This is a genomic window from Aeromonas sp. ZOR0001 (assembly GCF_000801015.1).
In the GTDB taxonomy this organism is placed as follows: Bacteria; Pseudomonadota; Gammaproteobacteria; order Enterobacterales; family Aeromonadaceae; genus Aeromonas; species Aeromonas veronii.
Genome location: NZ_JRJY01000118.1, coordinates 1 through 13,032 on the forward strand (window position 1 = coordinate 1; position 13,032 = coordinate 13,032).

At 58.6% G+C, this 13,032-nt stretch carries 11 protein-coding genes; 5 read left to right on the top strand and 6 right to left on the bottom strand.

The window, feature by feature from the left end; all coding sequences use genetic code 11:
- Positions 1-185 precede the first annotated feature (185 nt).
- Positions 186-1,616 carry a wax ester/triacylglycerol synthase family O-acyltransferase gene (locus tag L972_RS15535; protein ID WP_047439355.1) on the bottom strand — a complete coding sequence of 477 codons (1,431 nt, stop codon included), beginning with the start codon at positions 1,614-1,616 and terminating at the stop codon, positions 186-188.
- Between the two features lie 255 nt (positions 1,617-1,871).
- Entirely contained in the window at positions 1,872-2,204 is a 333-nt protein-coding gene (locus L972_RS15540) for a polyhydroxyalkanoic acid system family protein (protein ID WP_019446402.1), read from the bottom strand.
- 259 nt (positions 2,205-2,463) lie between these two features.
- Between L972_RS15540 and L972_RS15545 the strand changes: the two genes are divergently transcribed.
- Positions 2,464-3,192 (top strand): FFLEELY motif protein, encoded by a 729-nt coding sequence (locus L972_RS15545; RefSeq protein WP_047439357.1) that lies wholly within the window; start codon positions 2,464-2,466, stop codon positions 3,190-3,192.
- 99 nt (positions 3,193-3,291) lie between these two features.
- Here L972_RS15545 and L972_RS15550 read toward each other — a convergent pair whose 3' ends face one another.
- From L972_RS15550 to prpB, 3 genes are read right to left on the bottom strand one after another with little or no spacing between them, the layout of a single operon-like run.
- On the bottom strand, positions 3,292-4,737 hold the full coding sequence (locus tag L972_RS15550) for a bifunctional 2-methylcitrate dehydratase/aconitate hydratase (RefSeq protein WP_047439359.1): 1,446 nt from the start codon (positions 4,735-4,737) through the stop codon (positions 3,292-3,294).
- A gap of 10 nt (positions 4,738-4,747) precedes the next feature.
- Entirely contained in the window at positions 4,748-5,875 is a 1,128-nt protein-coding gene (prpC, locus tag L972_RS15555) for a bifunctional 2-methylcitrate synthase/citrate synthase (protein WP_047439361.1), read from the bottom strand.
- A gap of 10 nt (positions 5,876-5,885) precedes the next feature.
- Positions 5,886-6,773 (bottom strand): methylisocitrate lyase, encoded by an 888-nt coding sequence (prpB, locus tag L972_RS15560; protein WP_047439363.1) that lies wholly within the window; start codon positions 6,771-6,773, stop codon positions 5,886-5,888.
- Between the two features lie 147 nt (positions 6,774-6,920).
- Here prpB and L972_RS15565 point away from each other — a divergent pair, with 147 nt between their 5' ends.
- The 4 genes from L972_RS15565 (at position 6,921) to rsmF (ending at position 12,316) form a co-directional block, all read left to right on the top strand.
- Positions 6,921-7,547 (top strand): paraquat-inducible protein A, encoded by a 627-nt coding sequence (locus L972_RS15565; protein WP_047439364.1) that lies wholly within the window; start codon positions 6,921-6,923, stop codon positions 7,545-7,547.
- Positions 7,531-8,133 (top strand): paraquat-inducible protein A, encoded by a 603-nt coding sequence (locus tag L972_RS15570; RefSeq protein ID WP_047439366.1) that lies wholly within the window; start codon positions 7,531-7,533, stop codon positions 8,131-8,133. The genes L972_RS15565 and L972_RS15570 overlap by 17 nt, the downstream gene beginning before the upstream one ends.
- A gap of 55 nt (positions 8,134-8,188) precedes the next feature.
- Entirely contained in the window at positions 8,189-10,741 is a 2,553-nt protein-coding gene (locus L972_RS15575; protein WP_047439368.1) for an MlaD family protein, read from the top strand.
- Positions 10,742-10,885: 144 nt separating this feature from the next.
- The gene (rsmF, locus tag L972_RS15580) at positions 10,886-12,316 is read left to right on the top strand and encodes a 16S rRNA (cytosine(1407)-C(5))-methyltransferase RsmF (RefSeq protein WP_047439370.1); all 1,431 of its coding nucleotides are present in this window, start codon (positions 10,886-10,888) and stop codon (positions 12,314-12,316) included.
- Positions 12,317-12,542: 226 nt separating this feature from the next.
- Here rsmF and L972_RS15585 read toward each other — a convergent pair whose 3' ends face one another.
- A complete protein-coding gene (locus tag L972_RS15585) occupies positions 12,543-12,815 on the bottom strand; it encodes a RepB family protein (RefSeq protein ID WP_407060763.1) in 273 nt (90 codons plus the stop codon).
- Positions 12,816-13,032 lie beyond the last annotated feature (217 nt).

Genomic DNA, 13,032 nt, shown 5'->3' on the forward strand with positions numbered 1-13,032 from the left:
ATTCTACTTATGAGCACCTCAGTTTTTCGGGGGGATTACCGAGGCGGCGCGCGAGGAGCTGGAGGATTAACCGCCACTCCTGCCACTAAGAGGTAGTAAAACAAGAGGCCAACCCGCGGGTTGGCCTCTTTTATGATGGATGCTGACCGGTTGGCTACGCCGTCACCGGTCGCTTAAGTGCACGCTCAACCGAGCAGCGCATCCAGCCCGTTGGGGTCAAACAACAGCTCCGGCTCCATCAGCACCAGCAACAGCAGTTGCTCGAATTCCACTGCAAACCGCTCGACCACCCGATCCGGATCCGGAACCAGCTTCTTGTCGGTGATAAGGCCAAGCTGCACCTTGTGATCGTAAGAGAGGATGGAGACGCCGACGCCGATATCCCCCGATTGCGGCACCCAGAACAGCGGCTGACGCAATTTTGCTCCAGCCAGATAGAGGGTCTGCTGCGGGCCAGGCACATTGGTGATCACCGCGCTGGCCTTGGCCGTGAGCAGCTCGACTGCCTGCTGCTGCACCGCATTGGGTGCCATGCCAAGGGCATGTAACAAGTTGAGCACTACCACGGGTTGCAGCGAGGTGCGCAGCGCCTGCATCCGGTCACGTACGGTATAGAGCCGCTGTAACGGGTGTTCAACATCCAGTGGCAAGTCCAGGGCCACCAGCCCGAAGCGATTGCCCAGCGCCCCCTCATCGTCCGGTGCACGCATATTGACTGGCACCAGGGCGCGGATCTTGACCTTGTTGGCATCATCCCCCTTCTCCTGCATGTAGTGGCGAAACGCCCCTGCGGTGGCGGCGATCAGCAGATGGTTGACCGAGCAGCCCAGTACCTTGCCCACTGCCTTGATATCCGGCAGATCAATTTGCTCCGACCAGGCCACCCGCTTGGTGCTGGTGGTCTTGCCCCGCAGGCGGCAGGGTGAATCATCACCGAGGGTCGCGATATTGCACAGCTCGCTCGCCAGATCGCGCCCGGTCTTGAGGTAATCCACCGCCTTGGTGGGATGGGTGACCACTTCGACATATTTGGACCAGAGGCTACCGGTCAGCTTGAGACCGGCCCGCACCAGACGGCTGCCCTGGTGGCAATCCTCCTCATCCTCGTCATCGCTGTCATCCAGTGGCTCCGGTGACGGTGGTCGCGGCGACCCTTCCGGGGTGTTATCCATCATGGTCAGCATGGCCCGTACCAGCGAGAAGCCATCGCCCATGGCGTGGTGAATGCGCACCACCAGCGCTTGCCCACCCAGCGAAGTGTCGGTCAGGTGCATATCCCACAGGGGGCGCTGGTGGTTGAGCGGCGTCGAGGCGAGATCGGCCACCAGCTTCTCCAGCTCCAGCTTGCCTGCTTCACCCGGCAGGATCACTCGCTTGAGGTGCTGATCGAGATCGAAATCGGGATCATGACGCCAGTAGTAGGAGCCCCCCTCCAGCACGGCCCGCTGATGGAAGCGGGGTTGCACCGAAATGGTGTGGCGTAATCCGGCCCGCAGACGCGTTTCATCAAGCTCTCCTTCAAACATCAGGACACCGATGATCTGCATCAGGTTGTTGGGTCTGTCCATGCGTAACCAGGCGGTATCGACGCAGGAGATAAATTCACTCAGTGGCATGGTTGTTTCCCTACAAAATGAATTTACCGAGGCGGCAAATTGCTCCTTCCCTCATATCCGGATGAAGGCTTGATGCAATCAGAATGACATTAATGAGTGCCGACTCGAAATATGAAATAAAGATGAAATATTACTTACAAAATAGAATCGAGACCTCGCCGGATAATAAATCTGACAAACCTTATGGCTTGCCAACTTATTTCAAACAACCATCGTTTACAGCTGGTTTCTTTAAAGCCAGTGCAACGAAAAGTTTCAAACACGTTTGGGGCAAGGTAAGCGATTGTCGACATAATCGAGGATCTCTTGCTCCAGCACGCTGCGTACTGGCAACAGCATCAAACCAAGATGCACTTCCAGTTCCAGGGTATCTTCGTCCAGGGTGAGAGTGCCATGTACCCCTGAGCCGCGAAAGCGTAGCTCGGTCTCCTCTTCATCCGCCCATTCGCAATCGAGTTGATAGCTCTCGCTCATGTCCGCAGCTATGGCTTCGGCCGCGATCCGGGCGGCGGCCAGTCCCAGCGGATGCTGACGGCTGATCTGAATGATAGAGAGTGCGCTGCTGCCAGCGAGCGAGTTGAAGAACATGGTCGTTACTCTGGGTCATAAGTTAGTTATTGATATTAAACACATGTTCACAACAAATGAAAGGATGGTTCACATAAATGGGACTCACTTAACAGAGTCGAGAGGGATGCAGGCCATCAGCGGGGCATGGCATTTATTCCCTCCCCCGTGCGCGCTACACTTGTCACGGAACGGTCAGCAAAAGCTGCTTGTTTTTCATTCACTTGTACCTTCGTATCACCCAATCCCCATCAATGGGCCCAAGGCCAGAGAGCTGTAGATGACGCATCAAGAACATGCCCACGACGACGATAGCACCCTGGGTCGGCTCTACCGCCAGCTCAAGCGGGTTGCAGCCTTGCGCGAGCAGATGCGTGCCCACCCGGAAGATCAGCAGGATCGGGATCGGCTACGCCAGTGGCAGGCCGACCGGTTGGGGCGGACCCATCGTGATCTGCTGGAGAGTGACCGCTACGGCCCTGCCGCCGAGTTTTTCCTGACCGATCTCTATGGCCCGGGGGATTGTGCCCGCCGCGATGCGGACGTGATGCGGGTGATGCCGACCGCCGAGCGGCTGTTGCCGGAGTCCGGCCTCAAGGTGCTGGCCCAAGCGATCGAGCTCGATGCCCTCTCCGAAGAGCTGGACTACCTGATGGTGGTGGCGCTGCGGCGCATTGATGGTATTGATCCCATCACGCCAGACCACTACACCATCGCCTATCGTGCCGTGGGTGAACAGGCGCGCCGGGAACATCAGATTGCGCTGGTGAGCGAGCTTGGCATGACGCTGGACAGGCTAGCGAGAAAACCGCTGCTGGGGACAACCCTCAAGCTGGTGTCAGGTCCCGCCCATCTGGCGGGACTTGGCGAGCTCTTCTCCTTTGTCGAGCGCGGTTATCAGGTGTGTCATCAGATGGGGCGTGCCAACGAGTTCCTCGAGACCATTGCCAGTCGCGAGACGGCGATCATGACGGCGCTCTTTAACGGCGACAGCAGTGCGCTTGAGTAAGGCTTATCGAGGGATCAGCCGCTGGAATAACAAAGCGGGCCGATGAGCCCGCTTTTCGTTTATCACTGTTTGCCGATATGTTGGCCAATGCAAGACCGGTCAGATCACCAGCAGATCCATAAAGGCGTGTACCGGGGTGGCGGCAAGGCGATGTCCATCCTGACAGAGGGCCAGAATGTCGTTGACCCGTTTGGCCGGGAAGCGGGTGGCCAGATTGTGCTGGAATTTCTCCACCAGCAGCGGGATCCCCTCCTCCCGACGGCGACGATGGCCGACCGGGTACTCCACCTCCACCTTGGCAGTGTGAGTGCCGTCCTTGAAGAAGATCTGGATGGCGTTGGCGATGGATCGCTTATCCGCCTCCAGATATTCGCGGCTGTAGCGTTTGTCCTCCTGTACCACCATCTTGCTACGCAGCGCGTCGATGCGGGGATCGACGGCAACATCGTCCTCGTAATCCTCGGCAATCAGGCGACCGAAGATGAGTGGCACCGCCACCATGTATTGCAGGCAGTGATCCCGATCGGCCGGGTTATTGAGGGAGCCGACCTTGCTGATGATGCGAATGGCCGACTCATGGGTAGTAAGTTCGATACGGTCTATCTCGTCGAGCCGCCCCTTCACCTGAGCGTGCAGCTTCATGGCGCATTCCACCGCAGTCTGGGCGTGGAACTCGGCGGGATACGAGATCTTGAACAGCACGTTCTCCATCACATAGCTGCCGTACCCCTGATGCAGGGCGAACTGATTGCCCTTGAACAGCACATCGTAGAAACCCCATTTTGGCGCGCTCAGTACGCCGGGATAACCCATCTCGCCGCTCATGGTGATAAGGGCGAGGCGCACCGCCCGGGAGGTGGCATCCCCCGCCGCCCAGCTCTTGCGGGAACCCGCATTGGGGGCATGACGGTAGGTACGCAGGCTCTGGCCATCGACCCAGGCCTGGGAGATCGCATCGATCACCTGATCACGGGTGCCGCCAAGCATATGAGTCACCACGGCGGTACTGGCGACCTTGACCAGCACCACGTGATCGAGACCCACCCGGTTGAAGGAGTTCTCCAGCGCCAGCACACCCTGAATTTCGTGGGCTTTGACCATGGCCACCAACACATCAGCCATGGTGAGCGGTGCCTTGCCCTCTGCCACGCGAGTACGGGAGAGCCAGTCAGCAGTGGCGAGAATACCGCCAAGATTGTCGGAGGGGTGACCCCACTCGGCGGCCAGCCAGGTGTCGTTGTAATCAAGCCAGCGGATGATGGCACCGATGTCCCAGGCTGCCTTGACGGGGTCGAGGCAGAGCTGGGTACCGGGCACTCGGGCGCCGTGGGGTACGAGGGTGCCGGGTACGATGGGGCCAAGGTGTTTGGTGCACTCGGGAAAGCGCAGGGCCAGCAGGCCACAGCCAAGAGTGTCCATCAGGCAGTAGCGGGCGGTGTCGAGAGCCGCCTCGCTGGTAATGGGGTGGTTGCAGACATAATCGGCAATATCGACCAGTACCTGATCGGGCTCGGGTCTGTGGTTGACGTCGACGTTGGCGGACATCGTGATTTCCTTATCGTTGTTGTAGAGAGACAAAGTGACGGGGGGCCGGGCCGACATAATCGGCGCTCGGGCGGATGATCCGGTTGTGCTCGCGCTGCTCCATCACGTGGGCGCACCAGCCGGTGACCCGCGAGCAGACGAAGATAGGCGTGAACAGCTTGGTCGGGATCCCCATGTAGTGATAAGCGCTGGCATGGAAGAAGTCGGCATTGGGAAAGAGCTCTTTTTCTTCCCACATCACCTTCTCCGCCTCGCAGGAGACGCGATAGAGGCGATCATCCCCCACTGCCTCGGCGAGCTTGTCCGACCACTCCTTGATGATGACGTTGCGCGGATCAGAAGTGCGGTAGATGGCGTGGCCAAAGCCCATGATCTTCTCCTTGGCCGCCAGCTTGGCCAGCAGTTCGCGCCTTGCCTGTGCTTCATCTTGCCAATGTTCGATCATTGCCATGGCCGCCTCGTTGGCACCGCCGTGGAGCGGGCCGCGCAGGGTACCGATGGCGGCAGTGATACAGGAGAACATGTCGGAAAGGGTCGAGGCGCAGACCCGCGCCGCAAAGGTGGATGCGTTGAACTCATGCTCGGCGTAGAGGATAAGGGAGACATGCATCACCCGCCGCTCCAGCTCGCTCGGCGCCTTCTGGTGCAGCAGCGCAAGGAAATGGCCACCTATACACTCTTCATCAGTATCGAGGGCGATGCGTACCCCTTCGTGGCTGAACTTGTACCAGTAGATCAGAATGCCCGGAAAGGCGGCCAGCAGCCGATCCGCCACTTCATGCTCATGCTCGAAGCCATCTTCCGGTTCCAGATCGCCGAGCATGGAACAGCCGGTGCGCAGCACATCCATGGGATGGGCATCGGCGGGAATGCGCTCCAGTACCTCCAGCAGCGGCTGGGGCAAGGCGCGCAGGCGGCGCAGCTCGCGCTTGTAGGCGTCAAGCTGCTGCTCACCGGGCAACTCCCCCTTGAGCAGCAGATAGGCGACCTCTTCAAACTGGGCACTATCGGCCAGCTCCTTGATGTCGTAGCCGCGATAGGTAAGACCAGTGCCACTCTTGCCCACGGTGCAGATACTGGTCTCCCCCGCACTCTGCCCGCGCAGACCTGCCCCACCCAACGGTTTTTGCTGTCCCATAAGCTGCCTCCTATTCCTTGGCTGAAAACAGACGATCCAGTGTCTGCTCGTAGTGGTGATATCCGAGGAAGTCGTAGAGTGACTCCCTGGTCTGCATGGTCTCCACGACGGCCCTTTGATGGCCATCCTGGCGAATATGGTGATAGACGTTGAGGGCGGCCTGATTGGCGGCGCGGTTGGCGCTTAACGGGTAGAGCACCATGTCGACCCCGTGTGCGGCCAGTTGCTCTTTGTCAAACAGCTCGGTTTTGCCGAACTCGGTCATGTTGGCGAGGATCGGCACGTTGGCCGCTTGCTTGAACTGGTCGTACTGGGCCAGCTCGGTCACCGCCTCGGCGAAGATCATGTCGGCACCTGCTGCCACATAGGCAGCGGTGCGTTCAAGAGCCGACTCCATCCCTTCCACCGCCAGTGCATCGGTGCGGGCCATGATGACGAACTCGCTATTCTCGCGGGCATCCACCGCCGCCTTGATCCGATCACACATCTCTTCAAGCGTGACCACCGCCTTGTTGGGGCGATGACCACAACGCTTCTGGGCCACCTGATCTTCCATATGGACGGCGGCAACCCCGGCTCGCTCGAACGCGCGAATGGTGCGGGCGATATTGAATGCCCCGCCCCAGCCGGTATCGATATCGACCAGCAGTGGCACTCGGGTCGCTGCGGTGATCCGCTCGGCATCGATCAGCACATCGTTGAGGGAGGTCATGCCTAGATCCGGCAAGCCGTAGGAGGCATTGGCTACCCCGGCACCGGAGAGATAGATGGCTTGAAAACCGCTGCGCTCGGCCATCAGCGCCATATAAGCATTGATGGTGCCGACGATCTGCAGGGGATGTTCATTGGCAAGGGCGGTGCGAAAGCGCAGGCCTGCCGAGGGGGACAAACTGGACATCATGACTCCTTTCACCTGTCTAGTCTGGCTATCTAATATCACGTTTACGTCAACGTCAATTATACTTTCGTAACATTCCGGCCGCAGGCAAGACAGGAAACCGGTTTTAGGGTAAATTTCACCAATTCCTTCAACAGGTTGAATTGTATGATGGAGCCCGGTTCCGTGATTGTCTGTCCGGCTTGCGACTTGCTGATCCAGCGCAAAGCACTGCCGCTGCGTCGCCATGCCCACTGCCCGCGTTGTCACCAACATCTCTATGGCCGTTATGCCTTTCGTCCCTCCCAGTTGATGGCCCTGACCATCACCGGATTTCTGCTGCTGCCCTCCGCCTTTTTTGAACCGCTGATCTATCTGCGGCTGGCTGGGGTCAACACCGACGCCGACCTGCTGCGCGGTATTCTGGTGCTGTTTGGCGAGGGCGAATGGTGGGTGGCCAGCCTGGTGCTCTGGTGCGCCGTGTTGGCGCCAGTGGGATTATTGGCGGGGATCTTTGTGCTGGCTTCGGGTCTGGCCAAACGTTGCCACATTCTTCCCGTCACTTTGAAGCTGGTCGAGGTGTTTCGCCACTGGGCCATGCTGGAGGTCTATATCGTCAGCTTGCTGGTTGCCCTGTTCAAACTGATCGACATCGCCGATGTGCGCCTCGGTGGCGGCTTGCTCAGCCTCGGCATTCTGATGCTGCTCAACATGACCCTGCTGATCCTGTTTGACCCCGCCCCCTACTGGGCGCGGATCCCGTTAAAGGAGCCGGAACATGACCAGCGCCCGTGAGATGGGACTCTGCCGCTGCCATACCTGCGGTCTGCTGGTGCGCTATCAAGCCGGGGCAGTCTGCCCCCGTTGCAGCAGCAAATTGCAGGTGCGCATCCCCCGCTCCCTCGCCTGGTCGTGGAGCTTGCTGGCGCTCGCCACCTTCATGTTGTTGCCTGCCAATCTGTTGCCCATAACCCATTTCTACAACAAGGGGTTACTGCAGTCAGATACCATCTTCAGCGGTATCATGATGCTCTATCGCAGCAAAATGAGCGGGATTGCCACCATAGTCCTCACCGCCAGCATACTGGTACCCGTGGGCAAGATATTGGGGCTGGGCTGGATCTGCTGGCAGTTGCAGCGGGCCAAACCGGTGCGGCGCAAGCGCCAGCTGGTGATGTATCGGGTGATCGATTTTATCGGTCGCTGGTCGATGCTGGACTTGTTCGTGATTTCGCTGATGGTGGCACTGGTCGATCGGGGTGTGCTGCTGAGTGTCCGCGCAGGCCCGGGGGCCACCGCCTTTGCCGGTGTGGTGGTGCTGACCATGATGTCGGCCCGCATGCTCGATACCCGTTTACTGTGGGACAAGGCGGCCCGTTGATGATTTCTCTGTTTTTGTCTGATGTGCTGTTTAATCCAGCCAATAAGGAGTCACTATGATCGGGGCTGAACCCGTCATCGAAAAACGCCGCTGGCTATCGCCGGTCTGGCTGTTACCCCTGATAGCCCTGCTGCTGGCAGGTGGCTTTCTCTATCAGCAGGTATTGAGCCGTGGTCAGCTTATCCAGATCAACTTCGCCCAGGGCAACGGCATCTTGCCGGGTAAAACCCAGGTTCGTTATCAGGGGGTGGCCATCGGTGTGGTGCAGGAGCTGGAGCTGGCTGAAGATGGCCGCAAGATTGCGGTGATGGCCAAGATAGACAGCCGAGCCAGACCGCTGATCCGCAAGGGATCCGACTTCTGGCTGGTGAGCCCCAAGGCGTCGCTCACCGAGATCTCCGGCCTCGATACCCTGGTCTCCGGCAACTACATCAACCTGCAACCGGGGCGTGAAAGCAATCCGCTGGAGGAGACCTTCGATGCCCTGGAGGGCCCTCCTCCCGGCTATCAGGCTCAGGGGCGCATGCTGCACCTGACCGCCGATTCGCTGGGTTCGGTTGGGATTGGCGCCAAGCTCTATTTCCGCGGTATCGAGGTGGGCAGCGTCATCAATACCCGTCTGGGTCAGGACAACCAGAACGTCATTCTGGATCTGGTGATCGAGCCACGTTTCGAACATCTGGTCAAAGCCGATACCCGCTTCTGGAATATCAGCGGCATCAAGGGCTCCTTCAGTCTGGCCGGGGTGAGCGTGGAGGCTGGCAGCCTCACCTCCATCCTGAGCGGCGGCATTGCCTTTGACTCGCCCAAAGATTCACCGGAACCTGAGAAGGGACAGACTTTCGTCCTTTATAAAGGGCTGGCGGAAGCAGCGCGCGGCGAGCGTATCGACATTGCAGCTGGCGATCTTCCGGTCAAGGAGGGGATGCCCATCCTCTATGAGGGGATCGAGATCGGTCGTATCGACCCCATTCGCCTCACCGACAAAGGCCGTGTGGTCACAGCGCTGATCAACCCGGAGCAGGCTTATCGCATTACCGACAAGAGTCAACTGGTGTGGGAGAGTGTCTCCCTCTCCGCGACCGGTGTGCAGCATGCAGATCGCCTGCTCTCCGGCCCGGCCATTCGCCTCGACTATGTGGCGGGCAAACAGGTACAGAAGATGACCCTGACCGATCGCGCCCCCCAGAGCGGTACCAAGGTGACGCTGCAGGCTGACGATCTGGCGGGGCTCAATCAGGATGCACCTGTCTGGTACAAGGGATTGCAGGTGGGCCGTATCAGCCAGCTCACCCTGGATGCGCGCGGCAATGCCAGCGTTGAGCTGGTGATGGCGCCGAACTATGGTCACCTGCTCAACCGTGCCCGCTTCTATCGTGCCGCCCCGTTGCAGATCGATGCCGATCTGAGCGGCATCAAAGTAGAAACCAGTCCGGCCAGTGCCTGGTTGGGGGGCGGGATCAAGCTGGTACAAGCCAGCAGTGGCGAGCGGATTAACCGTCTCTACCCGAGTCAGGAGCTGGCACTGCTCGGTACCCGTGATGCCAAGCCGCAGCGCTGGTTGCTCAAAGCAGATCAAGCCGATGGCATTGGCATTGGCTCGCCTGTGCTCTATCTGGGGCTGGAAGCGGGCAAGGTCAAACAGCTGCGCGCCGCCAAAGAGGGGGTCGAGATCGAGCTAGAAATTGATGGCGTCTATGCTCCCCTCCTCGCCCAGCAACCCCAGTTCTGGAAAAAACCGGCCATCGACACCAAGGTGCGGGTCGATGGTGTGCAGGTCAAGGTGGGCAACCTCGGTACCTTGCTGCGCGGTGCCATCGAGTTCGATCGGTTGGCCAATGGCCGCAGCAGTCATCAACTGTTCGATTCCAGGGAGCAAGCCAAGGCCAAGGTGCGCCAGCTGTCACTGGTGGCAGAGAGCAATCCGGGGCTCGGGATTGGCAGCCCGATCCGCTATCGTGGTGTCGATATCGGCAAAATTGAAGAGATCGAGCTGGAGCCGTCACTGGGTCAGGTGATCTTCAAGGCGGAACTCGATGGCCACTACGCCGAGCGTTTCCTGCAGTCCGGCGCCCGCTTTACTCTGGTGCAGGCCAAGCTGGGGCTGGGCGGTGTCGCTCACCTCGATACCCTGATCAAGGGGGCGTTTGTAGAGGCACAACCCGGTAAAGGCGCTGGCAAAGAGCTTTTCCCTTTGAGTCAGACCGGCCCTCTGGGTCTGGCCCTGACCCTCAAGAGCCCCTCCGTCAATGGCCTGAGCGTCGGCAGTCCGCTGCTGTTTCGCAAGATGGTGGTGGGCAGTGTCACCAAGGTGGCGCTGGCTCGGGATGGCAGCGAGGTGGTGATCGATGTCAACGTGGATCAGGAGTATGCCCATCTGGTGCGGGCCAATTCTCGTTTCTGGAATGTCTCCGGGGTCAAGGCGGATATCGGCCTGACCGGCGGCACTATCGAAGTGGAGACGGTGCAGAGCTTGCTGGCCGGCGGCATTGCCTTCAATACCCCGGAGAAAGAGATGGGTCCAACCGTCAAGGCAGGACACAGCTATCCGCTCTACGGCAAGGCCGAGAAAGAGTGGCTGGAGTGGAGTCCGCGTATCCAGCCCTGATCTCTTCCCTTTGTATCTCATCCAAGCCCGGCACTGTGCCGGGTTTTTTTATATTCCGGTGCCTGTTGATAGGGTTCAGATTCAGAATATTCTTAGCCTTGTGGTAGGATATCGCCCCTCTTTTTCGGTCAACGAGACGGCACAGTGCACGACAACACCTTCCTTCCCGATTACTTTTTACGCCACATTGCGACCATCATGCCGGCCCATCTCTCGATGGATGACTTTGTGGCCAGTTGTCGACGTCCGCTGCGCCGCAGCATTCGGGTCAATACCTTGAAGATAGCCGTCTCGGATTTCGTCGCCCTGATGGAGCCACTGGGTTGGCAGCTCGACCCTGTGCCCTGGTGTGATACCGGCTTCTGGCTGACCCGCAGCGATGAAACCGTCCCCCTTGGCAACACCGCCGAGCACTTGAGCGGGCTCTTCTACATTCAGGAAGCGAGCTCCATGCTGCCGGTAACGGCGCTCTTTGCCAGCGACAAGATCAAAGCGGATGGTATGTTGCTGGATGCAGCGGCGGCCCCCGGCTCCAAGACCACCCAGATAGCCGCCCTGATGAACAATCAGGGGATGCTGGTTGCCAACGAGTTTTCCAGCAGCCGGTTGAAAGTGCTCAGCGCCAATATCCAGCGCTGCGGCGTGACCAATGTGGGGATGACCCATTTTGATGCCAAGGTATTTGGCCAGTGGTTGCCGGAGACCTTCGATGCCATCCTGCTCGATGCCCCCTGCTCCGGTGAAGGTACGGTGCGCAAGGATGAAGATGCGCTGCGCAACTGGAGCATCGAGAGCATCGACGAGATTGCGACGGTGCAACAAGGGTTGCTGGAGAGCGCCTTCCATGCCTTGAAACCGGGTGGTGTGCTGGTCTACTCCACCTGTACCTTGAGTGAGCAGGAGAACCAAGCGGTCTGCCAATTCCTGCTGGACAAGTTTGGCGATGCCTTGAGTTTTGATTCGTTGGCAGACCTGTTCCCCCATGCAGAGCAGGCCTGTACATCCGAAGGATACCTGCACGTTTGGCCCCAGATCTTCGACAGTGAAGGTTTTTTCGTGGCCAGATTGCGCAAGCATCACTCGGTGCCCAACACCATGTTCAAGCCGGGCAAGCTAGGTAAATTCCCCTTTGCACCGCTTCCTGCCAAAGAGGCTGAACCAATGTTGCGCGAGATTGAAGCCAACTTCGGGGTGGCACCGCAGGGTCAGCTGTTTGGCCGCAATGACGAGATCTGGCTCTTCCCCCAGCGGTTTGATCAGGTGCAGGGCAAGTTGCGTTTCGATCGCATCGGCATCAAGTTGGCCGAGACCTTCAAGAAAGGCTATCGCCTCACTCATGAGTGGGCACTGGCCTATGGCGATAAAGCGAGCAAGGGCGTGGTCGAGCTGGATAGCGCCAATGCGCGGGAATTCATGATGGGTCGGGACGTCTGGCCAGAGCTGGCTGCTGGCGTTGGCGAGGTGATCGTCCGCTATCAGGGGCATACCCTTGGCATGGGGAAATGGGTGGGTAGTCGGGTCAAGAATGCCCTCCCCCGCGAGCTGGTGCGTGACAATAATCTGTTCAATGCGTAGTGTGCCGTTCGGTGCATAGGCACTTGAACGAGTCTGAAATACCCACACTCTGGTTGAACTTTTCTTCGGATCTTGAAAAGCCTTGAGCCTTGTCTAAGCTTAAGGCAATCCGAACACCAGTTAGCGCACGGCTCTGCAAGGAGCCAATTCCCCTATGCCAGGTACAAGGAATTCGTACCTGGCTTTTTTTATCTCTTCACGTATCGCTGTTACTTCACTCTTGTGTCTATTCAACGGTCTCTTCGACCAGTGTGGCGACTCTGTTTTCAAACGGAGGTTCTCTACCCAGCTCATGTTGGTAGAGCAGATCGATCGCCTGCTCGATGAGTGATGCCTGACTGTCTTCGAGATGAAGACCCAGTGCGGCCAATCGTTCGGCGTGGCGATTGCTGATCCAGCATTGCAGCCGGGTATGGGTCTCCTGCTTGCGTTTTACATGTTGGCGCTGCCGCTCGGCATTGTTTTGTGGCCCCGCCTCTTGCACTTCACGCACTGTCATTTCTTGGCTCATAGTCCTTTCGATGTTCCATTTCCAGATTTGTTATCTCTCATCACATGCCATTATCCATAGGAAGATGGCCCTTCCACCTTGGGCTGTTGGCTGCACGGCAAATATATCATCAGATCAACAAGATATCATTTAACATAAAAAGCGAAGTGACGCAGTTGTGTTGTTAGCCCCAAATTGTAATGTCCGCTTTGAGCCAGATTGAAAT

Bases quoted from the DNA above. Each gene is read 5' to 3' on its own strand.
- L972_RS15570 (WP_047439366.1), top strand. From the start codon at position 7,531: ATGACCAGCGCCCGTGAGATGGGACTCTGCCGCTGCCATACCTGCGGT.
- prpB (WP_047439363.1), bottom strand. From the start codon at position 6,773: ATGTCCAGTTTGTCCCCCTCGGCAGGCCTGCGCTTTCGCACCGCCCTT.
- prpC (WP_047439361.1), bottom strand. From the start codon at position 5,875: ATGGGACAGCAAAAACCGTTGGGTGGGGCAGGTCTGCGCGGGCAGAGT.
- L972_RS15535 (WP_047439355.1), bottom strand. From the start codon at position 1,616: ATGCCACTGAGTGAATTTATCTCCTGCGTCGATACCGCCTGGTTACGC.
- L972_RS15585 (WP_407060763.1), bottom strand. From the start codon at position 12,815: ATGACAGTGCGTGAAGTGCAAGAGGCGGGGCCACAAAACAATGCCGAG.
- L972_RS15545 (WP_047439357.1), top strand. From the start codon at position 2,464: ATGACGCATCAAGAACATGCCCACGACGACGATAGCACCCTGGGTCGG.
- L972_RS15565 (WP_047439364.1), top strand. From the start codon at position 6,921: ATGATGGAGCCCGGTTCCGTGATTGTCTGTCCGGCTTGCGACTTGCTG.
- L972_RS15540 (WP_019446402.1), bottom strand. From the start codon at position 2,204: ATGTTCTTCAACTCGCTCGCTGGCAGCAGCGCACTCTCTATCATTCAG.
- L972_RS15550 (WP_047439359.1), bottom strand. From the start codon at position 4,737: ATGTCCGCCAACGTCGACGTCAACCACAGACCCGAGCCCGATCAGGTA.
- L972_RS15575 (WP_047439368.1), top strand. From the start codon at position 8,189: ATGATCGGGGCTGAACCCGTCATCGAAAAACGCCGCTGGCTATCGCCG.